Consider the following 24577-nt stretch of genomic DNA (forward strand, 5'->3'; position numbering starts at 1 on the left):
GACCCTTGGGCGGCTAACGCGATAGAAAGTTTAGTGAGCACCATACTCCGGCACACGAACAAAGCGCTCATGAATGTTCTCCAGGTTCTGCATCACCAACGGTTTCAGTGCAAAAGACTGTCCGGACAGAAACTCACGCAACCGCAGCACGGTCAGCTCGCGCTGGAAACGGTCGGCCACCGGCGCATAGCTCAAATGCCAGGGTTCCGGGGCCACCCCGCCGCGATCCCGGTCGTAGGGCCGATAAAAACCGGGATTCTCCGCACTGGCGAGGTAACGGTCCAACCATTGGTGAAACGCGGCAAAGGGGCCGCCAGGGCGGGTTTCCGCCACCGTCAGGGACAAGGTTTCACCCGCTGGCAGTGACGAGCGATCAAAGACGTCCACCTCCGTGCCCCAGTGATGCCGGGACGCACCAGGCAAGGCGGACCAGCGAAGAATCGCCCACATCCGTTCGCGGTCGGTCAACTGGCGGGCGTCCAACGGCTGTCCCCGTTCATCGAGCAGCGGGCGTTCGCCCGAGGCCTTCGCGTCCCAGATCCACTTCTGTCGCTCAAAATCCCGAAAACCGCTGGCCACAGCCAGTTCAAAACCCGCTTGCTGAGCGGCTCTCGCCAACACCGTCAGAAATGGCAGCACCTCACACCGGATTCGGCCGCCGAGCACACAATCCGTCATCGACGCTTGAGAAAGACCAAACAGCTCACCATCGATCATTTAAACGCTCCAGAGGTGCCTTTCTTTCGCAGAATTCATCCGGCCCGCCCTTTCTATTTTATAAAATGCGCCAAATACCGGAAAAGTTTTGCGCTATTTCAGGAAATGGGTACTATTGCGGAGGGCTGGCGATAAACAATAGTCAACCAAGCCACCCGCAGGACATTACCACAACCATAATCATAACGAAGAATGGAGCAAATCCGTATGACTCCCAGTCATAGTGAATTACTTCAGCTCAAAAACCTGGGCATGGCCACCGTGAACATTCTTCAGGCCGTAGGCATCAACACCCGGGAAGACCTTCAACAAGTCGGGGCCGTGCAGGCCTACCGTCGAATTCTGGCCCGCGATATCAACGTGTCCAAAGTCATGCTGTACGCGCTTCAGGGGGCATTGATGGACAGGCACTGGAACGATCTCCCATCCGATCTGAAACGGCAGTTGGTGAACGAGGCGGAACAGGATACGCTTAGCGAGGTGTAATGCCTTAACGGACTGTTAGGGCGTGTGTCTTTGGAGGTCGTCCATGCATTTGCCCCATAAACAGTCGGACGCGATCAGCGACTGCGCCGCTCACGTCAGTGATGCCGTCGTCGATTTGCTCGCCGACCTGAAACCGGCGGGAGAGCCGGTCCATTTCCAGGCCGAACCCAACCTGCTCGACGGCGGGACCTCGGAGTGGGTCTGGCAGATCACCCAAGGCGAAGCGTTTTATAGAGTGGGCGGCAAACAGGTGTCCCGACATGGCGCCGGTGATTTGCTCGGACTCGATCAGGCCCTGCCCATCGCCACTGGCGTTTATGGGTGCCACGCCCCGGTAACGCTGGTGCCCTACCACCGGAAGGACCTGGAGGAGCGCCACCCTCAACGCTTCATCCGTTACCTGCTCTACGCCAATGCGTTCCACCGGGCCGCACTGTCCCAGGAAATACGGAGCGAATTTCAACCCGCCACGGGCTTTATGCATTTTCAGGCGGGAGAGACCATTATTCATCAGGGCACCGAGGCAGATCGCGTCTACACGCTGCTCGAAGGTGAAGCCCAGGCCATGCGCGATGGCATCAAAGTGGGCGACGTCCGGACCGATGAAATCTTCGGCGCGCTCGCCGTGTTTACCCGCCAAAAGCGCATGGCATCCGTCGTTGCCATCAGCGACTGCACCGTTCTCGCCGTGCGCAAAGAAGAATTTGCGGATCTGGTGGAGCTGCAACCCCGCATCTGCCTCGGCCTGATCGAAGAATTAGCCGCCAAAATCAATGAAATGAACGCCCAGCTTCTGGCACTTCAAGAAAAATCATAAATTTTTCGCTGTAAATGAGAAAAGTTCTTGACTTTATAAATGATAATAATTACTATTTACAAACCGTCGGGCAATCCACATCTCCCTGCCCGACGGGAGTGAAGGTGAGCCTACAAGTGCTTCGCAGTCTTGTTTCCCGCTCACTGGATCTTCTCCTGAGGCCTTCGGCCTCTGGCTAATCACGGTTGCTTGGGCCACCCTTCGGGGTGGCCACTTTTCTCCTCTCCCACCTTTTCGTCCCGTACCCAACGTTTCTTTACACGTATTCGCCTATTGAATTTCTTGCGGCGGCACCTATATAACGCTCAAACTATTGGCGGCAGGGCTTGCGTCGCCCTCCGTGTACCCGGCAACGGTATTGAAAACCCATCAGGAGATTTCCGCTGTGATGCGAATTGGCTTGTTTCTGTTGACCAACCTGGCCGTATTGGTGGTGGCGAGCTTTACGCTCTCCCTGCTTGGCGTCGACCATTACCTGCAACAGAATGGCGATCTCAACTTGCAGAGCCTGCTGATTTTCTGCGCTATCTTTGGTTTCGCGGGTTCTTTTATCTCGCTCTTCCTGTCCAAGTTCATCGCCAAGAAAACCACCGGGGTGCAACTGATTGAAACACCCCGTACCGCCGATGAACAATGGCTGGTGAGCACCGTACAACAACTCTCCCGTGAAGCGGGTATCAAAACACCAGAAATTGGTATTTTCCCCGCCCAGCAAGCCAACGCCTTCGCCACCGGCTGGAATCGCAATGCCTCGCTGGTGGCTGTCAGCCAGGGACTGTTGCAGCGATTTGAACGCGAGGAAGTTCGCGCCGTGCTCGCCCATGAGATCGGTCACGTCGCCAATGGCGATATGGTGACGTTGAGCCTGCTACAGGGCGTGGTGAACACCTTCGTCATGTTCTTCGCCCGCATTATTGGTCACACGGTGGACCGTGTGATTTTCAAGACCGAGCGCGGCCACGGCATTGGCTTTTATGTGGTGACGTTCGTAGCCGAGATCGTTCTGGCCATTCTCGCCTCCATGATTGTAATGGCCTTCTCCCGCTACCGTGAATACCGGGCCGACGCCGCTGGCGCTCAGCTGGCTGGTCGCGGCGCCATGATTCGGGCCTTGCAGCGCCTGCAGGCTGAAGTCCAGGCCGGTGTGGAGAGCCCCATGCCGGACAGCATGAAAGCATTCGGTATCAGCGGCGGCTTCAAGCAAAACCTCGGCAAGCTGTTCGCCAGCCACCCGCCCCTGGAGGCGCGCATCGCCGCGCTGCAAAGCGGACGGTAAAACCCGATGCGCCGGGCCGTCTTCACCCTTCTGTTTGCGCTGGCACCACTATGGGCCAGCGCCCAGCCCTTCGCCACGGACGACGAACGCAATACCATCGAGGTGTTCGAGTACGCCAGCCCCAGCGTTGTGTACGTCACGAACGAACAACTGGTACGCGATCCGCGCTCATTCGACCTGCTGACCGTGCCACGGGGCGCAGGCACCGGCTTCGTGTGGAACGAGCAGGGTTATATCGTCACCAACTTTCATGTCATCGAGAATGCCCGCAAGGTAGTCATCACCCTGCAAGACCAAAGCGTCTGGCCGGCCACCCTTATCGGGCTGGCCCCTGAGCGGGATCTCGCGGTACTGAAAATCGATGCCCCGGACAAAAAGCTCAAGCCCCTGACCCTGGGCGACTCCGGACAACTGGTGGTGGGCAGCAAAGTGCTGGCGATCGGCAACCCGTTTGGGCTCGACGCCACGCTCACCACGGGTGTGGTAAGCGCGCTGGGCCGGGAAATTGAAGCGCCCAACAAACGTAAAATCCGCAATGTGATCCAGACCGATGCCGCCATTAACCCGGGCAACTCCGGCGGGCCGCTGCTCAACTCCAGCGGCGAGCTGATCGGCGTTAATACCATGATTTACAGCCCGAGCGGCGCCAGCGCCGGCATCGGATTCGCCATTCCAGTCAACACCGTCAAGGATATTGTGCCGCAGCTGATTGAGCATGGCCGCATGGTACGCCCGATCATTGGTATCGACATCGCCCCCGACCACTGGGCCCAGCAGGCCGGGGTTCGGGGCGTCCCGGTGTTAAGAGTGGCTCCCGGTTCACCCGCCCAGCGGGCCGGCTTACAAGGGGTGGAACGCAGCCGCTGGGGCAGCATCATTCTCGGAGACATCATCACGGCGCTGGACCAATACCCGACGCGCAACTATGACGAACTAATGACCGCCCTCGAAAAATACGAACCTGGCGATCGCGTACAACTGGTATTTGAACGGGCGGGTAAGACCGAGCGCCGGGAAATTACGCTCGCGGCGCCAGAAGGCCGTTAATCCAGAAGGTCGTTAATAACGCACGGCTATCGGGCGAGTCAGCTCGATCGCCTCCTCCTCAGGGCGAATGTCGGCTCGGTAAGCCAGCACCTCGACACCGGCCGCCACCGCCTCTCGCAACGCCCGCCCGTAAGCAGGGTCGATGTCGTCCGCCGGCTCCACCCACTCGATCCCCGTGTGCTGCACGCAAAACAGCAGCACCGCTCGGGCGCCACCGCGCACCAGCTCGGTCAGTTCTCGTAAATGCTTGGTGCCCCGTGTACTGACAGCATCGGGGAACCACCCCTGCCCGGGGGCCTCCATCAACGTTACGCTCTTGACCTCTACGTAACAGGGCCGGGCGCCGTCCTCATCAGACAGCAGGAAATCAATACGCGAACGCTCCTGTCCGTAGGGCACTTCACGGCGCCGTTGGGCGTAACCGGCTAACTCACCAATCACACCCGAGCGAATGGCCGCTTCCACCAGCGTGTTAGCCCGTCCGGTATTCACACCCGCCAGGTGCTCCCCGGGCACCGTCGCCACCTCCCACGTATGGCGGTATTTACGCTTCGGGTTCCCGGAATCGGAAAACCAGCAGGGCGACCCCGGCAGCACACAGTGGCGCATCGAGCCCGTGTTCGGGCAATGAATGGTCAACTCCTGCCCAGTGGGCAGGCGGACATCGGCCAAAAATCGTTTATAGCGCCGCAACAGGGTGCCGCGCTGCCAGGACTGGACCAAAGACTTCTCCCGAGTGAGCCAAAGAATGACCGCGATAACAGCGGTCTCCATCAATGACGCATTATTGTTGCAGTTCCCGTCCGATGGCTCAAACCTTTTGCAGCCGCCCCCGGTCCCGGTAAGAGGTAAAAAAACACTGGCAGAGCACCCGGATATCTGGTAGCTTGCCAACCCTTCAAAATTCGCCCCCGGAAAATGGACGGCGAACGAGGAGTGAGCGTGCCGGACGCCACAAAGCTCCGCCAAAACCGCTCATACCGCCCCTGCTTCGAGATTTCGTAACCTGATTCGAAATTTCGTGAGAGGGCGCCAGTCAAATGGGAAGTCACACGAGGCGCTAAACCATGCCGAAAAGTTCAACGAGCGCAGAAAGCAATTCGCTGAGCAATTTCACCCCTTACAAGGAAAAGAAGGGCGAAGAGTACATGAACGAAAATCAAAAAGAGCATTTTCGTCAATTGCTGCTGGCCTGGCGGCGCGAGCTGATGGAAGAAGTGGATCGCACCATGAGCCACCTGAAGGATGAAGCCGCCAACTTCCCCGATCCGGCTGACCGCGCCAGCCAGGAAGAGGAATTTAGCCTGGAGTTGCGTACCCGCGACCGCGAGCGCAAGCTGATCAAGAAGATTGACAGCACTTTGGAGTTGATCGAAAACGACGATTACGGTTTTTGCCACGCTTGCGGCGTGGAAATCGGTATTCGCCGTCTGGAGGCCCGCCCCACTGCGACCTTGTGCGTGGATTGCAAAACCCTGGACGAAATCAAGGAAAAGCAGGTCGGAGGCTAAGACTTGCTGCGGGGCGCGCCCATCGCGCCCCGGCTGTCCTTTTGATATACACGCTGCCTCATGCCCACCTCGTCGCCAGCTTTCCAATCCCCCACTCCCGCCCGCCCCGAGAGACCGTATATCGGGCGCTTTGCTCCCTCGCCAACCGGACCTCTGCATTTTGGCTCTCTGGTCAGCGCACTGGCCAGCTACTTGCACGCGCGCCACGCTGGCGGGCAGTGGTTGATTCGCATGGAGGACCTGGACCCACCGCGGGAGGCCCCCGGGGCCAGGCAGGCCATTGAACAGTCCCTGCAGGATCACGGCCTGATCGCCGATGCCCCGACGCTTTATCAGAGTGACCGGCTCGACGCCTACGCCCAACTTCTGGAGCAGTTGCACACCCAGGGACTTGCCTACCGCTGCCGGTGTACACGCCGGGAGGTGCAGGCCATGGGAGGCGTCTACGATGGCCGCTGCCGGAGCGCCAATGTCCCGGCTGACGAACCTCACGCCTGGCGGTTAACACTGTATGATCTGCCCCCTGGCACAGGCTCGCCAGCCACCCCTTACCGCTGGCATGACCTTTTTCAGGGTGAGCAGTCACAAAACCTGCGGCTCACCGTGGGCGACCCTATTATCAAGCGGCGCGATGGGCTGTTCGCCTACCCGCTTGCCGTAGTGGCTGACGATCTGCATCAGGGCATCACCCACGTCATCCGCGGCGCGGATTTGCTGCCGGTCACCGCCGCACAGTCCGCCAGCTTTGCCCTCCTGGGCGGTGCGCCGCCGCAATACGGTCATGTCCCGATGGCTATGAATCGGGCGGGGCAGAAACTCAGCAAACAGAATTTTGCGCCACCATTGAAGACAAGCGACGCCGCCGCTAATCTGTGGCTGGCTCTGGCCTTTCTCAACCAGCGGCCCTCCCCGGCTTTGCGCGATGCGCCAATTGACCGCCTGCTGAGCTGGGGGATCGAACACTGGCAGCCCGACCGTATTAGCGGCACCGAGCGCCCGGCCTCTGAGGAGGGCGACCACGACCATTGCGCCGGGCAACCGAGGACACCGACATGAACAATCAGCGACTGGTTATCCTGCTGCTGCTGATCGCCTACATCTTCTCTCCCACCCTGTTCACCTGGATTATCAATCCGGAAGGGGCCTGGTACCGGCCCTATATCATTTGGGTGCTGGTCATCATCATTGCCTACGTCGTTCAAAGCCGGAAAAAGAGGCCTCATGATCTTTGAGCTTAGTCATGTCGCCCTGATTGGCGTCAGTTACCTGTTGGTCCTGTTCGGCGTGGCCTGGATTGCGGAGCGCGGCTGGATCCCCCAGTCCATTTCCCAACACCCGCTGACCTACATTCTGTCGCTGGGTATTTTTGCCAGTGCCTGGGCTTTCTATGGCGTGATCGACCTGGCGTTCCAGTTTGGCTACGGGGCCCTTGCCTACTACCTGGGCGTGGGGGCGCTGTTTCTGTTTGCCCCGGTCGCCCTGGCCCCGCTCGCCGAGCTGGCGCGCCGCCACCAGGTTCACTCCCTGGCGGATCTTCTGGTGTTCCGCTACCACAGCCACGGCGTCGGCGCGCTGACCACCCTGTGCATGCTACTGGGAATCCTGCCGCTCATGGCGCTGAATATTCAGGCCATCGCCGACACCATGTACATTCTCACGGTGAGCAGCAACCCCAGCCTACCGGCCATGGGCACCGGCTTTACCTTCAAAGACCTGATGGCCATGGCGTATTGCGCCTTGCTGGCGGTCTTCACCATCCTCTTCGGCTCCAACCGCGATCAGCACCGCGGCCTGTTTACCGCCATGGCGTTCGAATCACTGATCAAAGTGTTTGCGCTGTTCGCGATTGGCTTGCTGGCGGTGTACGGGGTTTTTGACGGTGTCAGCGGCCTGGAGCAGTGGCTCAACCAGAACCCCGAAAACCTGGCCTTGCTGCACGCACCGATTCAGGACGGCGCCGCGCACACCTTGCTTCTGGTGTTCGTGGCTACGGCCATCACCATGCCCCACATCTTCCACATGGGTGTGACTGAAAACCTGCTGATGCGCAACACCCACACGATCACTTGGGCGTTTCCTCTATTCCTGCTGTTAATGGCGCTGCCCATTTTCCCCATCCTCTGGGCCGGGTTCGAGCTGTCAGTGCCATTGCCCGCGCAATACTTCACGTTGGGCGTACCCATTCTGGCCGAGTCGCCCTGGCTGACTATCCTGGCGTTTATCGGGGGCCTTTCGGCCGCCACCGGCGCCATGGTGGTGATGATGCTGGCTCTGACTACTATGGTCATGAACCACTGGATTCTGCCAGCACTCAGCCTGCGCAACCGGGATGATCTGTACCGTCAATTACTCTGGCTGCGCCGGGTACTGATCGCTACGCTGTTCTTCGGCGGCTACTTTTTCTACTGGCTGCTGGACAGCCGCCACAGCCTGACCAACCTGGCGCTGCTCACGTTCATCGAAACCCTGCAATTCCTGCCAGGCATGTTCGCTATTGTCTTCTGGCCACGCGGCAACCGGCGAGGGCTCCTCTCGGGCCTGACGCTGGGGACCTTGATCTGGGCTGTCGGGCTGCTACTCCCCGTATTAACGGGTATTCACTCACTGCCCTTGCCCGGTTTTGATATTGCGGTGCCACTGGGGATGGACCAATGGAGCAACATCGCCTTGATCTCGGTCGGGGCCAACACCGCCCTGTTCGTGGGCCTGTCACTGATCACCCGCCAGACCGAGGAAGAACAGTACAGCGCCGACCTGTGCGCAGCGGACGAACTCAGCCAGCCAGTGCGCCAGGCGCTGGATGTGCACAGCGCCTCCGAGTTTAAAACCCGGTTGAGCCGCTCCCTGGGCAAAGTGACGGCCAACCGCGAAGTGGATGTCGCCCTCAGCGAGCTGGGGCTGCGTATTACCGAGCGCCGACCCTACGCCTTGCGCCGCCTGCGCGACCAGATTGAAGCCAACCTGTCAGGCCTGATGGGCATCCATGTGGCCGGTGAAATCATGGATCGCCACTTGCCCTACACCCTGGCCGAGCGGCGCGACACGCTGGATATCAACCTGATCGAAAACCGCCTCGCCGAGTACCGCGACCACCTCACCGGCATGGCGGCGGAGCTGAATAATCTGCGGCTCTATCACCGGAAAACGCTTGAAGAGCTGCCCATGGCGGTGTGCTCTCTGGGGAGAGATGGTGAAATCCTGATGTGGAACCGGGCCATGGAGCTGTTGACGCAAACCCCAAGCGACGATGTGACCGGCTCTCACCTGGACGACCTCGGCGAGCCCTGGCGCGCCCTGTTGATTGACTTCAGCCAAAGCAGTGAACCCCATTACTACCGCCAGCAGATTGAACTGAACGACCGGCCGCACTGGATCAGCCTGCACAAAGCCAATATCGAAGGCAGCCTGCACAGCGGCGAATACGATCAGGTGATCCTGCTTGAAGATGTGACCGAAACCCAGTTGCTGGAGCAAGAGCTGATTCACAGCGAGCGCCTGGCCTCCGTGGGTCGGCTGGCCGCCGGGGTTGCTCATGAAATCGGCAATCCCATTACCGGCATCGCCTGTCTGGCACAGAACCTGCGCTACGACTCAGAGGAACCTGAGGTGCTGGAAACGGCGGACCAGATTCTGGGGCAAACGGATCGCGTGAGCCGTATCGTGCAGTCACTGGTCAGTTTCTCCCACAGCGGCCAGAACAAGAAAAGTGAATTTGAAGCCGTGGACCTTCGTGCCTGCGCCAATGAAGCGGTACAGCTCTTGTCGCTGCAAAAAGACAAAAATGAGGTGGTCTACGTCAACAATATCGCCAAAAACGCCATTATTGCGGGCGACAGCCAGCACCTCATCCAGGTATTCATCAACCTGCTGTCGAATGCAAGAGACGCCAGTCCGACCGGCAGCCGTGTTATGCTGGACAGCAGCGAGGATGAATACAGCATCATCTTCTCCGTGACCGACCAGGGCAGCGGTATCCCACCCGAGAAAATGGACCAGATTCTGGAGCCCTTCTTTACCACCAAGGACCCGGGGGAAGGCACCGGGCTGGGGCTGGCCATGGTCTACAGTATCGTGGAGGATCACGGCGGCAAACTCGACATCAAGAGTCCCGTGGACACGGTGCACCAGCGCGGTGCGCAGTTCACCATCAAGTTGCCGCGCCATATTGATTCCATGCGGCCGGAGTGATATTTTCCGGCAACGCACAGGCTAGGCTGGCCCGTTGGGCCGGCCCACTGTCTGCCAGACCATAGGCGATGTGAGCACTATGAGCAAAATCCTGATCGTTGAAGACGAACCCATCATCCGCACGGCATTGCGCCGCTTACTTGAGCGCAATAAGTACGAGGTGAATGAAGCGCCGTCGGTTAAAGAAGCCACCGGCAAGTTCACCCTCACGGATTTCGATCTCATCATCAGTGACCTGCGTCTGCCCGGCGCGCCAGGCACTGACCTGATCAAGCTCGCCGAGAGTGTCCCGGTCCTGATCATGACCAGCTACGCCAGCCTGCGCTCAGCGGTCGACTCCATGCGCATGGGCGCCGTGGACTATATTGCCAAGCCCTTCGATCACGACGAGATGGTAACGGCGGTCAAGCGGGTGATTGGCAAGGCCAACGCCGCCAATCTGCAAAAACACAGCTCCAACACTGCAAGCCACGCCATCGCCGGCATGATCGGCTCAAGCGATGTCATGCAGGACCTGTACAACCGCATTCACAAGGTCGCGCCCACCAAGGCGACCGTACTGGTACACGGCGAAACCGGCACGGGCAAAGAGCTGGTAGCACGCGCGCTGCATGAAGAAAGCCCGCGCCGGGAAAAGACCATGATCTCGGTGAACTGTGCCGCCATCCCGGAAACCCTGATCGAATCCGAGCTATTTGGCCACGAGAAAGGCGCCTTCACTGGCGCAGCCAGCACTCGTGAGGGACTGGTGGCCGCCGCCGATGGCAGCACGCTGTTCCTGGATGAAATCGGTGAGCTGCCCCTGGAAGCCCAGGCCCGCCTGCTGCGTGTGCTGCAGGAAGGTGAGGTCCGCCCCATCGGCTCGGTGGAGTCCCACAAGGTCAATGTCCGGCTGGTGGCCGCCACCCACCGTGATTTGCGCAAACTGGCCCAGGAAAACAAATTCCGGGAAGACCTGTATTTCAGGATCAATGTCGTCCAGCTGGAACTGCCTCCGCTGCGCGAGCGGGGCAAAGATATCATTACCCTCGCAGAATCGCTGTTACAGCGGTACTGCCACGAGCTGGGCAAACCCAACCTCAAGCTGTCACCGGAAGCTGTCCAGGCCATTACCACCTACACCTGGCCCGGCAATGTCCGGGAGCTGGAAAACGCCATGCAACGAGCGGTAATTCTGTGCGAGGACAGCCAGGAGATCAGCCACGAGTTGCTGGACATCGACTTGGATCTGGTGCGTTTTGATGACGATGAGGACAGTGAAGACGGTACCCGGCAGGCTCCAGAGCGCATCAAGCCGCGCGGGGCAGCGCCTCAGGACCCCACCGAGGACCTCTCTCTGGAAGATTACTTCCAGCGCTTTGTGCTGGAACATCAGGATACGATGAGCGAAACCGAGTTGGCCCGCAAGCTCGGCGTCAGTCGCAAATGTCTCTGGGAACGTCGGCAGCGCTTCGGCATTCCCCGCAACAAGGCCGCGAGCGCCAAATAACCCCTCCCTGGATTGCCAAATAACGTCCTGAATTTGAGAGCCGCCTGAACCGAACCGGGTTTGGGCGGCTCTTTAACTAACTCTTTAACACCTCGATAACATTGATACTAACAACCCCGGTACCACAGCCCATTTCAAGCCCGCAACTGGCCTGACCACCATGCCACCTGTTACCTAATGGCTTCAAAAAGAACGAAAAAAGCGTCAAAAAGAGATTTTTTGTGCCGAAGACGTTACCCGCCGTTACCAACGCCCCACCCTGTTACCACGGTAGCATTTGTTACCTCAGCACGTTGCCGTAACAAACCGTTTCCGAATTTGTAACCGTTCGAAATAACAAAAGCTGATAAGAGATCATACAATTTACCTAAGCCATTGATTTTATTGATTTTTACATTATTGGCACGGGACATGCTCTATACACGGCACATAACAACAACAAACATAAAAAAGCGACGTAATAATAAGAACAAGAAACAATAAAAAATGCAGACACGATAATTACAACAATAGACAATAAGAAACGAAGAAGTTCCTAATAAAAACAACAAACAATAAAAAACGAGCTATTCATAATAACGACAAGAAACAATAAAAAAAGACGCTATAAAAACGACAAAACCAATAATAAGAAGCGAAAGCCATGAGCTTTACGCGCATAAAACGATAACGATAAGAGACAAGAAGAAGCGGAAAGACTGACTAGACACTGGAGCGGGATTGCAAGCACGCATACTTGATACGAGGGCACGGACGCGCCGATTTGAAGGCCAAAGGAACCTTGGCGAATCAATCCCACGGGAAGGCTTCGGCCTTCCCGTTTTGCTTTCAGATACCCGCACCTCCACGCCTCATCTGGCGCTCAACGTTTCCAGTACCCTAACCCCATGCTAAACTGCCCGCCTTTCAAGCGCTGCATGGTCCGTCCGTCGGCGACCAAACCCAGACACAGTACTCCAATTTGCCCATGTTAAAACGGCTCCTCGATAAACTGCGCCCCCGCACCCAACGCACTGACCAGCCTCTCGTGATCCCGCGAGACCAACACAATGTGTCTCGCCGCGATATCAGCCAGGCCGCGCTGCGCATCATGAAACGGCTGGAAGACGCCGGCTTTCAGGCCTTCCTGGTCGGCGGCGGCGTCAGAGATCTGCTGCTGGGCGGCCACCCCAAAGACTTTGACGTCGCCACCGACGCACGGCCCGAGCAGATCAAACGGCTGTTCCGGGGTGCCCGCATTATCGGCCGACGCTTTCAAATCGTGCATGTGCGCATGGGGCGCGAGATTATCGAGGTCACCACCTTCCGGGGACACCACGACCAGTCTCGCAGCGAAGAGGGCATGCTGCTGCGGGATAATGTCTACGGCACCCTCGAAACCGATGCGGTGCGACGCGATTTCACCGTCAACGCCCTTTATTACACCCTGAACGAATTCGCGATTCACGACTACACCGGTGGTCTTGAAGACCTTGAAAACCGCACGCTGCGCATCATCGGCGACCCGGAAACCCGCTATAAGGAAGATCCGGTGCGGATGCTACGTGCCGTGCGCTTCGCCGCTAAGCTCGGCTTCCAGATAGCGCCAGACACCGCTAATCCCATCTACGAGCTGGGCGAAATGCTGCACAACGTGCCGCCGGCACGGCTGTTTGAAGAAGTGCTAAAGCTGTTTATGGCAGGTTCCGCCACCGCCACGTTCAACCTGCTGCGTGAATACCAGTTGCTCGGCCATCTGTTCCCGGCCACCGAAGCCGCACTTGAAGCCGGAAACCCGCTGGGCCTGGCGTTGATTGAAGAAACCATGGCGAATACCGACAAGCGGGTCAGAGCCGACAAGCCCGTCACCCCCGCGTTTATTTACGCCGCACTGCTGTGGGTGCCCGTGGTGGCCCGCTCGGATCAACTGGTGAAGGACATGCCACCACAAGCCGCGTTTCAGCAGGCTGCCACCGAAGTTATTGGTCACCAACTGGGACACACCGCCATTCCCAAGCGCTTTCTGATACCCATGCGTGAAATGTGGGACATGCAGCACCGCCTCGTGCAGCGTCGCCAGCCCCAGAGACTGGTAGAACACCCGCGCTTCCGGGCGGCCTATGACTTCCTGTTGTTGCGCGAAGCCGGTGGAGAAAAGCTCGACGGAGCCGGTAGCTGGTGGACCCGCTTTCAGGATGTCGATGAAGACACACGGCAAACCATGATCTCCGACGCCCGTCGCCAGGGCCCCAAAACGCGCAGCCGCCGCCGCAAGCGCAGTGGGCCGAAAGCCCAGGGCGACAACACCCCCAGCCCGACTCAGGGATAAAGGGGTAAGCATGATCCCCTGCTACATTGGCCTCGGCAGCAACCTGGATTCACCCCGGCGCCACATTGCACAGGCGCTCAAGGAGCTGGCCGAGTTACCGAACAGCCGCCTGGTCAGCACCTCGCCGTGTTATCGCACGGCTCCCGTCGGCCCGCCTCAGCCCGACTTCATCAATGCCGTGGCCCGTCTTGACACCACGTTGGCGCCGCTCTCGCTGCTGGACGAGCTACAGACGCTGGAACAGGCGCACCAGCGCCAACGCGGTGAGCACTGGGGGCCACGCACTCTGGATCTGGACCTGCTGTTGTACGGCCAGCAAACCCTTCGTGAGCCGCGCTTAACGGTCCCCCACCCGGAAATGCCCCATCGCGCCTTTGTGCTCTATCCACTGATGGATATTGCGCCGAACCTGGTGCTTCCCTCCGGGGCCTCTCTTGAGTCATTATTGAGCCAGTGCCCGCCAGAGGGCATTGAACGCATTCCTTCAGAGCGCCAGCATCGGGAGTCCTGAATCGTGGCAGCCATGTTTGACGAACAGCGTGTGGATCTCGACGGGGTGGAACTGCCCCGGTACATTGCCGTGGAAGGTCCCATCGGCGTGGGCAAAACCACCCTCGCCAAAAACCTCGCCCGACTCTTCAACTACGAGGTGCTGTTGGAGCAGCCCGAAGAAAACCCCTTTTTGGAGCGCTTCTATCGGTCGCCCCGCTCGGTTGCCTTGCAAACCCAGCTGTTTTTCCTGTTCCAGCGCGCCAACCAGCTCCAGCAACTGCGTCAGAACGACTTGTTTGAGCCCGTGCAGGTAGCCGACTTCCTGCTGGAGAAAGACCAGCTGTTCGCCCAGGTGACGCTGGATGACGATGAACTGGCCATTTACCAGCAGGTGTACGACCGCCTGACGCTGGACGCCCCGGTGCCCGATCTTGTGATCTACCTGCAAGCGCCCTCCCGAGTGCTGAATGACCGCATTCGTCAGCGCGGTATTGCCAGCGAGCAGAACATCAGTGCCGAGTACCTGGAGGCGCTGAACGAAGCCTACACCCAGTTCTTCCACTACTATGATCGATCTCCCCTGTTAATCGTGAATGCACAGGACCTGGATCTGGCCAGCAACCGCGAGCACTTCCAGCAATTGATCGATACGTTGTTGACTATCAAGAGCGGGCGCCACTACTACAACCCCACCCCGGCGCTGTAACCCCTCGGCGGAGATGCACTATGCCCTACAGTTCCCCCATTCCGGACAACACGCCAGCCAAGCCGGTCACCATCAAAACGTTGCACAAGCGCAAAGCCGACGGTGAAAAGTTCGTGATGATTTCCCTGTACGACGCCCCCATGGCGGCCATGGCCCAGAAATGCGGCGTGGAAACCGTACTGATCGGGGACTCTCTGGGCATGACCGTGCTCGGCTACCAGAGCACCGTGCCGGTTACCATGGAACAAATGATCTACCACGTGGAGGCCGTCGCCCGCGGTAACCAGAAGTCACTGATCATCGCCGACCTGCCCTTCATGACCTACGCCACGCTGGAAGACGCGCTGAAAAACGCCACCCGCCTCATGCAGGCCGGGGCGCAAGTGATCAAGATCGAGGGTGGCCGGTGGCTGGCGGACACCGTGCGGCGGCTCTCCGAATGCGGTATTCCGGTGTGTGCGCATCTCGGGCTCACTCCCCAGGCGGTCAACAAATTCGGCGGTTTCCGGGTTCAGGGGCGCGACCCCGAGCGGGCACAGGAAATCGCCGAAGACGCCCGCATTCTGGCCGAGGCGGGTGCCGAACTGGCGGTACTGGAATGCATCCCCTCCGCCCTGGCCGCGCAAATCACCCGCGACGTTCCCATTCCCACCGTCGGCATTGGCGCCGGGCGCGATACCGACGCCCAGGTACTCGTGATCAATGACATTCTGGGGCTGACCGAACAACCGCCCAAATTCGCCAAGAACTTCCTCGTGGAAGCGGGTGATATCCCCGGCGCGATGAAACAGTATGTCGACGACGTCAAAGCCGGCACTTTCCCCGGCGACGAGCACATCTTCCTCTAAAGCCCCCCGAATGCGGCCGATTTTTCAACGGCCGCTCAATCCGGTATTCTCTCCAGACAACAAGATCAACCTTAAAAAACCAAAGTCCCACAATAACGAGAGTGAGAGAAACCATGAAGTATCGCTACTATGCCCCACTGGTGTTGGCAGGCTGGGCTGTGGTCCTGGTTGCGTGCCAGTCGCCCAAGGCTACCCGTCCAGAATCCACCCCTGAGACCACCCCGGCTCAATGGCAGGCCTACGAGGAACGCTCGAACCAGTGGCTCGAACAAGACCGGGCGGTTCTCGCCCAGGAACTCGACTCACTGGGGCAGGATGAGGCCACCCTGCCCCGCCGTGCCAACCGTTTCGGGTTCGATCCCGACCAGCCGTCTGCCTGGTATCACAGCGCCGAAGGCCAGCGCATCGCCGATATCCTGCTGTCGTTCCAGACGCCCTCTGGCGGCTGGGGCAAACGCACCGACATGGGCACCGCACCCCGTCAACCGGGAGAAGCCTTCGGCGCCGAACCGAACTACGCTCCCACGTTCGACAACGACGCTACCACCACCCAAATCACCGTACTGGCCAAGGCCTACAAAGCCACCGGCAACCCGGACTATCAGAGCGCCTACCGGCGCGGTATCGAGCTGTTGCTCACCTCGCAATACCCCAACGGCGGCTGGCCGCAAACCTTCCCGCTGCGCGGCGGCTATCACGACTACATCACCTTCAACGACGAAGCCATGGAAAACACCATGACCGTGCTTCATCGGGTCAGCACCGGCCAACCGCCGTTTGACACCGCGCCAGAGTCCCTACGGGCGCGGGCCGCCGACAGTCTGGCGCAAGCGCTTGACCTGGTCGTGGCCGCTCAAGTGGTCGTCGATGGCGAACCCACCATCTGGGGCGGTCAGCATGACCCCAAAAACCTGGAACCGCGCAAAGCGCGTGCCTATGAAATGGTCTCCCTGGCCACCGCCGAAAGCATTTCCCTACTGAACTTCATGATGGATTTGCCCCGACCGCCGGACAATGTGCAACGTGCGGTGCACGCCGCCATGCATTGGTATCAGGAAAGCCAGATAAACGGCTACCGCTGGGACCGAGACACCCGGGAAATCGTACCCGACGCCGACGCGCCACCGCTGTGGCCACGGTTTGCCGAAATCGGCACCAACCACCCTTTATTTGGGGATCGGGACCACTCCATACACTACGACATCCGGGAAATTTCTAAAGAAAGACGCGACGGCTACGCCTGGTATACCACCGCGCCCAACCGGGTGCTGGAAAAATACCAGGATTGGAAAACGCGCTTCCCTCAGCGCTGACGCCCAGAGCAACGCTTCGCTGTCAGTGCGGCTCCGTATTGCTCCAGACCTTCATCGTCTGGTTCGACAACAACTGGCAATGCCCATCCACAAGGACGTAGGTGCGCATAAAGTGATAGCGGTTCACACGAACCGCCTCGCCCGCTTTTCGCGGTGACTTTTCCACCGTCGTCACTCCATCCAGCACCGCCGTGTTCGCCAGCCGCCGATACGACACCGACTCAGAGCGTCGCGTCAATGGCGTCTCATGGCCCTCGCCCAACCGGGCCAGCAACGTCCTCTTATCTTCCGAGGCCACCGCGTGGTTATGCACCCATACATAGTCCTCGGCTAACACACTCTCCAGAAAATCCACCTCCCCCACACGTAAGGCCTCCTCATAACGATGATCCAGAGCCTTCAATGGCGACGCTTCAAGGCAACGATCGGCGGCGAGGGAGAACGGGGAGAGCAAACAGGCAGCGATTGCTAAGTAGCGGAGGTTAGTTGGCATGGGTCTGTACCTGTTGGGCTAATCGTTGATTATAAAGTCGTCATGCTCTGGAGATCTTATAATACCCCCTAATACGCAGGCTTGCGTAAGGGACAACAAATATGCCTTGTGGCAGAGCCGATCAATGTATCTACCTTCATCTGCCTATACGGCAGCAAGCTGCTCGCCGAAACCCGCGCAGCGGCCCCAGCTTTTCTGAGCTGCCTGTGCGGCAGCGAACTAAGGGGGGCAAGTGATCGTAGAGATTGCCCATTTCTGAGCTGCCTGTGCGGCAGCGAACTAACCGCAGGTTTGCGGTACCACGTAGGCATATTTCTGAGCTGCCTGTGCGGCAGCGAACTCTATTTCCAGCTTGCGATTCAGTGTATCGCGTTTCTGAGCTGCCTGTGCGGCAGCGAACTCCGCTACCACACCACCGGCAAAATCCAGCGATTTCTGAGCTGCCTGTGCGGCAGCGAACTCCGCGCTGAGCCCGGCAATCTCCATGGCTGTTTTCTGAGCTGCCTGTGCGGCAGCGAACAATGATGCCCTTCTCTTTTGCGGACACGGCCATTTCTGAGCTGCCTGTGCGGCAGCGAACCTGAATTAGAGGGAGCGCCCGATCTGTCGCCTTTTCTGAGCTGCCTGTGCGGCAGCGAACCATCGTCCATGCCAGCGCACACGGATTTAGGTTTTCTGAGCTGCCTGTGCGGCAGCGAACTACGGCGACTTGAAGCGCTTCCAATAAATTTTTTTCTGAGCTGCCTGTGCGGCAGCGAACGTGACTGTGGGCCGTATTCGTGACGCGCTTAGTTTCTGAGCTGCCTGTGCGGCAGCGAACACGCGGGATATCACTCGGTACTACCTGCATAATTTCTGAGCTGCCTGTGCGGCAGCGAACATGCCCTGCATCGCACGATTGTATTGCTCGACTTTCTGAGCTGCCTGTGCGGCAGCGAACAGGTGGTCACCAGCGGCGGCACCGGTGAGAGTTTTCTGAGCTGCCTGTGCGGCAGCGAACGATTTACCTGGTGCGCGCGAGCTGGCCGAAGTTTTCTGAGCTGCCTGTGCGGCAGCGAACGATTCCGTGTCGTTTTCATGCTCCGGCGCGTATTTCTGAGCTGCCTGTGCGGCAGCGAACGTCGTGAATCGGTTGCCGCCTGGGCCGGAGAATTTCTGAGCTGCCTGTGCGGCAGCGAACTGGCCTTTGCGGCGGAAGCAAACCGTAGTGAATTTCTGAGCTGCCTGTGCGGCAGCGAACACCGCCGCTTATCCCCTCGGCCCATCGTGATATTTCTGAGCTGCCTGTGCGGCAGCGAACTGGTGGCCAAAAAATGATTGAAAAGCGCTCGTTTTCTGAGCTGCCTGTGCGGCAGCGAACGAGGCCGTCACGGCATACTCACAGACGCCCAATTTCTGAGCTGCCTGTGCGGCAGCGAACGCGAGGCGCTTGGTCGGAGTTTGGTTGCAAGTTTTCTGAGCTGCCTGTGCGGCAGCGAACGACTGATACAGCGACTCGCCTGACAGATCAATTTTCTGAGCTGCCTGTGCGGCAGCGAACTTGTACGTGCCTATCAGGGTGTGGAGGCGTTTTTTCTGAGCTGCCTGTGCGGCAGCGAACTCGGACGTTGTGAAGACCGCGTTACGCACTGATTTCTGAGCTGCCTGTGCGGCAGCGAACATCTCAACCGTCAGCGCGGAGATCATGGCCCCTTTCTGAGCTGCCTGTGCGGCAGCGAACGCGGAAGTCTCACTGTGACGCAAACCGATTACTTTCTGAGCTGCCTGTGCGGCAGCGAACGTTCGTAGGTGCCGTCTGAGTTTTCATCTACCTTTCTGAGCTGCCTGTGCGGCAGCGAACTGAGGGAGCCGCCCCTAGTGAGGCTATGGGGTTTTCTGAGCTGCCTGTGCGGCAGCGAACGGTTGTCAGTGCCGGGTGATATCGCTCAGCGATTTCTGAGCTGCCTGTGCGGCAGCGAACGCCTGGCTGCTCGCTAACGAACAAACGACAAATTTCTGAGCTGCCTGTGCGGCAGCGAACGGCCAGGCGGTTGCTCAGCTGCATCATCATCTTTTCTGAGCTGCCTGTGCGGCAGCGAACGTGAGCCAGGGCGAAAAAATTATTTACGTGAATTTCTGAGCTGCCTGTGCGGCAGCGAACGCGTCACCTCCACGAGATTCGCTGTTTTTGTCTTTCTGAGCTGCCTGTGCGGCAGCGAACGACGGCATTCTCGCTGAAAACCACGAGCAGCTTTTCTGAGCTGCCTGTGCGGCAGCGAATGGCTGGTACATCGACCAGGCTATCGCCACTCATTTCTGAGCTGCCTGTGCGGCAGCGAACTCCGTGCCGGTGCTGGTCAACCTCGGTTTTAATTTCTGAGCTGCCTGTGCGGCAGCGAACAACGACAGCGCCACTGCCAGCGAAAAACGCCATTTCTGAGCTGCCTGTGCGGCAGCGAACGCGGTGGCCGAGGAACGAGGCCAGCTCATCCGTTTCTGAGCTGCCTGTGCGGCAGCGAACTTCCGTGTGGGCGGTTAGTATTACGCATCTGATTTCTGAGCTGCCTGTGCGGCAGCGAACGAGCAGGAGCAGATGGCGCGCATCATGGTCGATTTCTGAGCTGCCTGTGCGGCAGCGAACACCTGGTTCAAGTTCAAGCGCGGGTTCCAGCATTTCTGAGCTGCCTGTGCGGCAGCGAACACGTTTCCGTTGCGGGGGTCGTATCGATGCACTTTCTGAGCTGCCTGTGCGGCAGCGAACGATTACGACAACAATACCCTGCTGTGGGGTGATTTCTGAGCTGCCTGTGCGGCAGCGAACCAGAGTATACTAGCTGTAACATGCTGATTTTTAAAGAGATTACTCAAAACTTACCGATAACCCAAAGTTTTTGAGCTGGCGCTAAGCCATTGATTTCACAGGGGGTTTCAAAGCCCCTGTGAAAAAGGGTCAAAAGACCGGGACAGTAGCCCCTTGGCTAAGACCGTAACTATTAAAATGTCCAGCAACGGCTTTAGACTGAGGCTGCCCCAACTCCACGAAGAGGTGAAACGCTTGGCCAGTACTCTGGCTACGCATCACTACAAACGGCACGTCGGGCCGTTGCTCCACTGAGCACGGAATTGCATCAGACGCCTCTTGATACGTCTCCCCTTTGCGAGTCATTCGTCGTCTACGCAGTCGATCCACGTTAGTTTTGTACTGTCGACGCTTAACCGTACGGTGCTGAGCGGAATCAGGCACACGACGAATAGATGACACCCGAACATGATCATTCATGCCCTTGAGCCACTCCAGCGCCTGAAGCTGCTCTAATTCTCGGACTGAACCATGAACTCTAAAGGTGTCTCCCAGTCCTTTGGGTTTGAGGCTATACTTGGGGAAACTTACCCCAATACTCTGCGACTCCAATATCACCAAAGCACGATGGAATTTACTGCAAAGTGCGCCCATAAGCATAGGCTGCCCAAACTCTAGATCTGGCAATAATTGAATTTCCAGATAATGGTCCATAAATCACCCCGCGTCACCAAATACACCACCGCGAATCAGCGTTGCTACCACAAAGTGCTGTTGCTCAACCTCTGGTGCTTTGTCCTTTAATACCCAATTGTCCAGAAGGTTATAGAAGTCCAGTTTCTGCTTAGGCTGCCGGTATGCTTTGCCCTGGGTGGTAACTGATCCGTATGGCTCCACGGCAATGGGGCCGAGTTCCTCCGCTTCTGGATACCAGGTATCAATGGTACGAACTGCATTACCAATTTTCTGAGAGTGAATCGCCGCCACTTTATCCACGTGGTACAAAGTTTTGCTTTTATCACCCCGCCCGCGATCCAGAATCAATTCCTGTGACGGAAAAACTTCTTGCCCTGCGCCAAGACGTACAAACGCCATAACCTGCAAAAGAACATGCTCCTCCCCCATCAGTCCCGACTCAATCACCTGCGCCAAAGCCGTAACATCGTCGTTGTCGCTACTAAAATCTCGAAGAGATAGAGCCAACGCATCACACTGCCAGCTCTGGGCTGATTGACCTCTCTGCATGCGCGCAATATGAACCTCCACTTCTTCGGCACCTATCCGGTTGCGCCATAGAAATCGTCCATTTGCCAAATTGGCCGCGTAACGTTTGGCCAGCTCACCGAAACCATTGTTAACAACGTAGTCGCCTACTGTTTTCTGCAACTTTTCCTGGTACGCTGGCTCATTACAAGCAGAAGGCTTTCCTGTACCGGCCAGAACACGCAGAGTAAAAGTAACTTTCAAGGTGTCTGCACCTGTAGGCAGAGCCGCTACGTCAACCGTTTGCAAATTGGGGTTTTCAATGGCTGCATCCAGTTTTGCAGGATCCTGGTCCTTAGCTTTAAGCCGATTCGATATAGTGCCACGAACGGATTTTTCTTTAATTGCCACGGTCGACCAATCCACATGATTTTTTCTGTCTTCCCAATCACCACAGTAAAAAAGCGCATCTGACGGATCGAGTTTACGCTCAAACGCCAATACGGAAGCTGTTTTCAAAGTATCGTTCGCCATGATAGTTTCCTCTTGTTCCTGGGTTGTTAGTCAAAATCGTATTCAAATTCAGGGGTTTCTTCTGAACGGTAGTCATTCCGGCAGCGGTACAGCCCCTCATTCGGCTGACTATCCGGATACCAGAGCATTTGTTCCGCCGACTGCACACGGTGAGGACTGAGCCACTGCCCAATGCCATAAACACTCTCTACAAAGCAAAACGACGTGGTGCTATCTCTCGCGTTGGCAACGGAACCCGGCGCTTGCAATTCTGTGAGTGCGCCATACCCAAGCGTAATCGGCACCAACCAACCTTGTCGGTCGTGCAGCCATCGTCCTTCTGCATTGTTCTCGCTGCCCTCCCAGGTCCAATTGACACGGGACAAAGACAGCCAGGCGTCCAGCCGAGTAGCGTCTTGCTCGGTCTTTTGGATGTCGATCAAGCGCTGCTCCAAAAGATCGCTGCGTTCTACCAGCACAAAGCCCGGCAGCAGACGCATTTTCAAGCGGTTGAACATTTGGCGTTGCGTTTGCGCATCCCCCGTAAACGGCTCGATATAAGGCGCTTGCCAGCGCCTATGCTGACCTGGTAATACCGTTCCTCCAGCAACGCGCATGCTGCTGACAAGGTTACTTACTTGCTCGGCAACCTCCTGAGCCCTACTGGGTTCTCGCAGCTCCGAACCGCGTATTGCAAACACCAGGCTGATCTCCAAATGAATGCGCCCCTCCTCCACAATCGCGGCGGGTTTGCCGTCTTTGCCCATGGGGTTACGGGTGAGGTGAAAACTGTTGGTGTAACCGGATTTATGGATTTGCTCACCATAATCGTGAGCCACAACACTCACTGCATTAAACTGCACATCCAGCCCTTGCGCCTGAACCTTGCGCTCAAGCGCCCACATCAGACCGAGAAATGCCGTCATTGAGGGAAAACCATGCGTGAGTGGGCTGGAAATGGCATTGGCATTCTGGACCCGCAAGCGGGGTAACACCATCAGGTAATCGAATGGAGGGCACTCAAGCATTGGTCACCTCCTGAGTTCGTATCGCCTGGGAACCTCGTCCCCGCATGGTCGCTGGCCAGTCGGCATCGATCAACGCTTGCTTGGCCCAGTGGGCAAGCTCTGTATCACCAACTGGAAAACCCTCTGTGACAAGGATATGGTTAAGCCAATTCCCAAAACGGTTTGCTACCTCTTTCGGCCAGTCTTTCCACGTCAAAGCCTGCTCAAACGCTAAGTCAGCAGCCTCCAGCTCGGGGCGTGGTGGTAAATTGGCCCGCTCGGGGTCCAACCAAAGTTTTTCACAATCGGGCAACTGACAGTCTGAATCGCGAGTCCAGCCCGGTTCTTTAGACTGCCTAACTGCCCAGCCGAAAGCGACCAGAGACTCACCCAGGGAGCGCTCTATTTTCTCCCGTTTCTTACGGGTTTCCATCGAGGAAGCCGGATCGTCTTTCAGCAATTTGATTAACGCTTTAATAAGACCGTTGACACCTTCATAGCGACGAAAATTCTGCAACACAGAGTCGGCGGAGAGTAGTGGGCGTTCGCCAAATTGGCGCCACCGCGGCGGTACAGAGGAAAACAAATAGTTTACACCCCCACGTTCACTATTGAGCTGACTGATATTCTGAGGTTTAGTCCCACCCAGCTTTCGGACCGCCAAACCACTGTACTCAGCATAAGGCGCAGGGTGCGCGGCGCGTTTGTAATACGATTGGCGGGCCTCTTTGTTTTTCTCCCCAAAACGGACGTTATTAATCTGGGAGTGCACTTCATGAGCCAAGCTGCTGGAGAACATGGGCTGAAGCAGATGAAACGCCGAATTATCAGAGGGTTCACCAGAGACACACCAGTAAACCTGTTTTGCGAGGGCATGAGAGACTAGCGCCGAGGGCGGGCGCACCAAGACTTTAAATGCCTCGGCCCATTCCTGTGCCACCACTTCCTCTGCATCCAGCGCAGCTAAAAGACTAGGGTTATCTTCTTGCAACCAGTCTAAAAGTCGCTTGCCATCAACTTTCAACTTGAGGAGTTTGTAGACATCAAGGGCGGCTGCGTTACCCACAACATCTTCCGCAAAATCCTCGCCCAGTAGGTGACTGCCTACTTCTATCCGTTGACTCAGGGTATATGGGGGAATATGCAAGCTACTGCCCTTGGCATCAGGATGCGTCGCCTTAAGCACATGGGTCACTGCCTGGATCTGTGATACGCGCCGGGCAGCATCAGCCAGCCAGGTGTGGTACTCATACTTTGCAGCCAGCTTTTCGGCCGCTTCACCCTCCTGACCTTTAAGCTTTGCATCTCGTCGCTCCTGTATAAATTCCGAGATAGCCTGATAAAAACGCCTCTTCCTATCGTTGTCATTCATAAATCACGCTCC

Annotated in this window: 22 protein-coding genes and 1 CRISPR repeat array; of the genes, 15 read left to right on the forward strand and 7 right to left on the reverse strand. The window is 57.7% G+C overall.

Annotated features, from left to right (window positions below; all coding sequences use genetic code 11):
- Positions 1 to 30: 30 nt before the first annotated feature.
- On the reverse strand, positions 31 to 717 hold the full coding sequence (locus tag ACQCLF_RS06490) for a M15 family metallopeptidase (protein WP_426985491.1): 687 nt from the start codon (positions 715 to 717) through the stop codon (positions 31 to 33).
- 207 nt (positions 718 to 924) lie between these two features.
- On the opposite strand from ACQCLF_RS06490, the gene ACQCLF_RS06495 reads away from it, so the two are divergent.
- The 4 genes from ACQCLF_RS06495 (at position 925) to ACQCLF_RS06510 (ending at position 4343) form a co-directional block, all read left to right on the forward strand.
- Positions 925 to 1203, forward strand: a complete 279-nt coding sequence (locus tag ACQCLF_RS06495) for a TfoX/Sxy family protein (RefSeq protein ID WP_426985492.1) — start codon at positions 925 to 927, stop codon at positions 1201 to 1203.
- 43 nt (positions 1204 to 1246) lie between these two features.
- Complete coding sequence (locus ACQCLF_RS06500) at positions 1247 to 2020, forward strand: Crp/Fnr family transcriptional regulator (RefSeq protein WP_426985493.1); 774 nt, start codon at positions 1247 to 1249, stop codon at positions 2018 to 2020.
- A 385-nt stretch (positions 2021 to 2405) separates the two neighbouring features.
- Complete coding sequence (gene htpX / locus ACQCLF_RS06505; protein WP_426985494.1) at positions 2406 to 3296, forward strand: protease HtpX; 891 nt, start codon at positions 2406 to 2408, stop codon at positions 3294 to 3296.
- A 6-nt stretch (positions 3297 to 3302) separates the two neighbouring features.
- Positions 3303 to 4343 carry a S1C family serine protease gene (locus tag ACQCLF_RS06510; RefSeq protein ID WP_426985495.1) on the forward strand — a complete coding sequence of 347 codons (1041 nt, stop codon included), beginning with the start codon at positions 3303 to 3305 and terminating at the stop codon, positions 4341 to 4343.
- A 12-nt stretch (positions 4344 to 4355) separates the two neighbouring features.
- Here the strand turns inward: ACQCLF_RS06510 and sfsA are convergent, their stop codons facing one another.
- Positions 4356 to 5066 (reverse strand): DNA/RNA nuclease SfsA, encoded by a 711-nt coding sequence (gene sfsA / locus ACQCLF_RS06515; RefSeq protein ID WP_426985496.1) that lies wholly within the window; start codon positions 5064 to 5066, stop codon positions 4356 to 4358.
- Positions 5067 to 5091: 25 nt separating this feature from the next.
- On the opposite strand from sfsA, the gene ACQCLF_RS06520 reads away from it, so the two are divergent.
- From ACQCLF_RS06520 to pelA, 11 genes are all read left to right on the forward strand, one after another.
- Positions 5092 to 5229 (forward strand): hypothetical protein, encoded by a 138-nt coding sequence (locus ACQCLF_RS06520; protein WP_426985497.1) that lies wholly within the window; start codon positions 5092 to 5094, stop codon positions 5227 to 5229.
- Between the two features lie 181 nt (positions 5230 to 5410).
- Complete coding sequence (dksA, locus tag ACQCLF_RS06525; protein WP_426985498.1) at positions 5411 to 5854, forward strand: RNA polymerase-binding protein DksA; 444 nt, start codon at positions 5411 to 5413, stop codon at positions 5852 to 5854.
- Between the two features lie 60 nt (positions 5855 to 5914).
- Positions 5915 to 6910, forward strand: a complete 996-nt coding sequence (gene gluQRS, locus ACQCLF_RS06530) for a tRNA glutamyl-Q(34) synthetase GluQRS (protein WP_426985499.1) — start codon at positions 5915 to 5917, stop codon at positions 6908 to 6910.
- Positions 6907 to 7086, forward strand: a complete 180-nt coding sequence (locus tag ACQCLF_RS06535; RefSeq protein ID WP_426985500.1) for a hypothetical protein — start codon at positions 6907 to 6909, stop codon at positions 7084 to 7086. Before gluQRS ends, ACQCLF_RS06535 begins: the two co-directional genes overlap by 4 nt.
- The gene (locus ACQCLF_RS06540) at positions 7076 to 10042 is read left to right on the forward strand and encodes an ATP-binding protein (RefSeq protein ID WP_426985501.1); all 2967 of its coding nucleotides are present in this window, start codon (positions 7076 to 7078) and stop codon (positions 10040 to 10042) included. Before ACQCLF_RS06535 ends, ACQCLF_RS06540 begins: the two co-directional genes overlap by 11 nt.
- 79 nt (positions 10043 to 10121) lie before the next feature.
- Positions 10122 to 11531, forward strand: a complete 1410-nt coding sequence (locus ACQCLF_RS06545; RefSeq protein ID WP_426985502.1) for a sigma-54-dependent transcriptional regulator — start codon at positions 10122 to 10124, stop codon at positions 11529 to 11531.
- Between the two features lie 967 nt (positions 11532 to 12498).
- On the forward strand, positions 12499 to 13839 hold the full coding sequence (gene pcnB / locus ACQCLF_RS06550) for a polynucleotide adenylyltransferase PcnB (RefSeq protein ID WP_426985503.1): 1341 nt from the start codon (positions 12499 to 12501) through the stop codon (positions 13837 to 13839).
- A gap of 10 nt (positions 13840 to 13849) precedes the next feature.
- Positions 13850 to 14350, forward strand: a complete 501-nt coding sequence (gene folK, locus ACQCLF_RS06555; protein ID WP_426985504.1) for a 2-amino-4-hydroxy-6-hydroxymethyldihydropteridine diphosphokinase — start codon at positions 13850 to 13852, stop codon at positions 14348 to 14350.
- Positions 14351 to 14362: 12 nt separating this feature from the next.
- A complete protein-coding gene (locus tag ACQCLF_RS06560) occupies positions 14363 to 15037 on the forward strand; it encodes a deoxynucleoside kinase (RefSeq protein ID WP_426985775.1) in 675 nt (224 codons plus the stop codon).
- 20 nt (positions 15038 to 15057) lie between these two features.
- Positions 15058 to 15885, forward strand: coding sequence for a 3-methyl-2-oxobutanoate hydroxymethyltransferase (gene panB, locus ACQCLF_RS06565; protein ID WP_426985505.1), 828 nt, complete (start codon positions 15058 to 15060; stop codon positions 15883 to 15885).
- A 113-nt stretch (positions 15886 to 15998) separates the two neighbouring features.
- Positions 15999 to 17198, forward strand: a complete 1200-nt coding sequence (gene pelA / locus ACQCLF_RS06570) for a pectate lyase (RefSeq protein WP_426985506.1) — start codon at positions 15999 to 16001, stop codon at positions 17196 to 17198.
- 22 nt (positions 17199 to 17220) lie between these two features.
- Here the strand turns inward: pelA and ACQCLF_RS06575 are convergent, their stop codons facing one another.
- The 5 genes from ACQCLF_RS06575 to csy1 all read right to left on the reverse strand — a co-directional run bounded on the left by ACQCLF_RS06575 (position 17221) and on the right by csy1 (position 24565).
- The gene (locus ACQCLF_RS06575) at positions 17221 to 17691 is read right to left on the reverse strand and encodes a nuclear transport factor 2 family protein (protein WP_426985507.1); all 471 of its coding nucleotides are present in this window, start codon (positions 17689 to 17691) and stop codon (positions 17221 to 17223) included.
- Between the two features lie 192 nt (positions 17692 to 17883).
- Positions 17884 to 20491: direct repeats of the CRISPR family, unit length 28 nt; unit sequence TTTCTGAGCTGCCTGTGCGGCAGCGAAC.
- A 129-nt stretch (positions 20492 to 20620) separates the two neighbouring features.
- Positions 20621 to 21184, reverse strand: a complete 564-nt coding sequence (gene cas6f, locus ACQCLF_RS06580) for a type I-F CRISPR-associated endoribonuclease Cas6/Csy4 (RefSeq protein WP_426985508.1) — start codon at positions 21182 to 21184, stop codon at positions 20621 to 20623.
- Positions 21185 to 21187: 3 nt separating this feature from the next.
- Positions 21188 to 22207, reverse strand: a complete 1020-nt coding sequence (csy3, locus tag ACQCLF_RS06585; protein WP_426985509.1) for a type I-F CRISPR-associated protein Csy3 — start codon at positions 22205 to 22207, stop codon at positions 21188 to 21190.
- Positions 22208 to 22233: 26 nt separating this feature from the next.
- A complete protein-coding gene (csy2, locus tag ACQCLF_RS06590) occupies positions 22234 to 23214 on the reverse strand; it encodes a type I-F CRISPR-associated protein Csy2 (RefSeq protein ID WP_426985510.1) in 981 nt (326 codons plus the stop codon).
- On the reverse strand, positions 23207 to 24565 hold the full coding sequence (gene csy1, locus ACQCLF_RS06595; RefSeq protein ID WP_426985511.1) for a type I-F CRISPR-associated protein Csy1: 1359 nt from the start codon (positions 24563 to 24565) through the stop codon (positions 23207 to 23209). The genes csy2 and csy1 overlap by 8 nt, the downstream gene beginning before the upstream one ends.
- Positions 24566 to 24577: the final 12 nt, after the last annotated feature.

It is taken from the genome of Marinimicrobium sp. ARAG 43.8 (genome assembly GCF_050113635.1).
Classification (GTDB): domain Bacteria; phylum Pseudomonadota; class Gammaproteobacteria; order Pseudomonadales; family Cellvibrionaceae; genus Marinimicrobium.

What these genes read in the sequence shown, in the direction of transcription:
- ACQCLF_RS06490 (WP_426985491.1), bottom strand. Translation starts at nt 717, where the DNA reads ATGATCGATGGTGAGCTGTTTGGTCTTTCTCAAGCGTCGATGACGGAT.
- ACQCLF_RS06495 (WP_426985492.1), top strand. Translation starts at nt 925, where the DNA reads ATGACTCCCAGTCATAGTGAATTACTTCAGCTCAAAAACCTGGGCATG.
- ACQCLF_RS06500 (WP_426985493.1), top strand. Translation starts at nt 1,247, where the DNA reads ATGCATTTGCCCCATAAACAGTCGGACGCGATCAGCGACTGCGCCGCT.
- ACQCLF_RS06510 (WP_426985495.1), top strand. Translation starts at nt 3,303, where the DNA reads ATGCGCCGGGCCGTCTTCACCCTTCTGTTTGCGCTGGCACCACTATGG.
- ACQCLF_RS06520 (WP_426985497.1), top strand. Translation starts at nt 5,092, where the DNA reads ATGACCGCGATAACAGCGGTCTCCATCAATGACGCATTATTGTTGCAG.
- dksA (WP_426985498.1), top strand. Translation starts at nt 5,411, where the DNA reads ATGCCGAAAAGTTCAACGAGCGCAGAAAGCAATTCGCTGAGCAATTTC.
- gluQRS (WP_426985499.1), top strand. Translation starts at nt 5,915, where the DNA reads ATGCCCACCTCGTCGCCAGCTTTCCAATCCCCCACTCCCGCCCGCCCC.
- ACQCLF_RS06535 (WP_426985500.1), top strand. Translation starts at nt 6,907, where the DNA reads ATGAACAATCAGCGACTGGTTATCCTGCTGCTGCTGATCGCCTACATC.
- ACQCLF_RS06540 (WP_426985501.1), top strand. Translation starts at nt 7,076, where the DNA reads ATGATCTTTGAGCTTAGTCATGTCGCCCTGATTGGCGTCAGTTACCTG.
- ACQCLF_RS06545 (WP_426985502.1), top strand. Translation starts at nt 10,122, where the DNA reads ATGAGCAAAATCCTGATCGTTGAAGACGAACCCATCATCCGCACGGCA.
- pcnB (WP_426985503.1), top strand. Translation starts at nt 12,499, where the DNA reads ATGTTAAAACGGCTCCTCGATAAACTGCGCCCCCGCACCCAACGCACT.
- folK (WP_426985504.1), top strand. Translation starts at nt 13,850, where the DNA reads ATGATCCCCTGCTACATTGGCCTCGGCAGCAACCTGGATTCACCCCGG.
- ACQCLF_RS06560 (WP_426985775.1), top strand. Translation starts at nt 14,363, where the DNA reads ATGTTTGACGAACAGCGTGTGGATCTCGACGGGGTGGAACTGCCCCGG.
- panB (WP_426985505.1), top strand. Translation starts at nt 15,058, where the DNA reads ATGCCCTACAGTTCCCCCATTCCGGACAACACGCCAGCCAAGCCGGTC.
- pelA (WP_426985506.1), top strand. Translation starts at nt 15,999, where the DNA reads ATGAAGTATCGCTACTATGCCCCACTGGTGTTGGCAGGCTGGGCTGTG.
- ACQCLF_RS06575 (WP_426985507.1), bottom strand. Translation starts at nt 17,691, where the DNA reads ATGCCAACTAACCTCCGCTACTTAGCAATCGCTGCCTGTTTGCTCTCC.
- cas6f (WP_426985508.1), bottom strand. Translation starts at nt 21,184, where the DNA reads ATGGACCATTATCTGGAAATTCAATTATTGCCAGATCTAGAGTTTGGG.
- csy3 (WP_426985509.1), bottom strand. Translation starts at nt 22,207, where the DNA reads ATGGCGAACGATACTTTGAAAACAGCTTCCGTATTGGCGTTTGAGCGT.
- csy2 (WP_426985510.1), bottom strand. Translation starts at nt 23,214, where the DNA reads ATGCTTGAGTGCCCTCCATTCGATTACCTGATGGTGTTACCCCGCTTG.
- csy1 (WP_426985511.1), bottom strand. Translation starts at nt 24,565, where the DNA reads ATGAATGACAACGATAGGAAGAGGCGTTTTTATCAGGCTATCTCGGAA.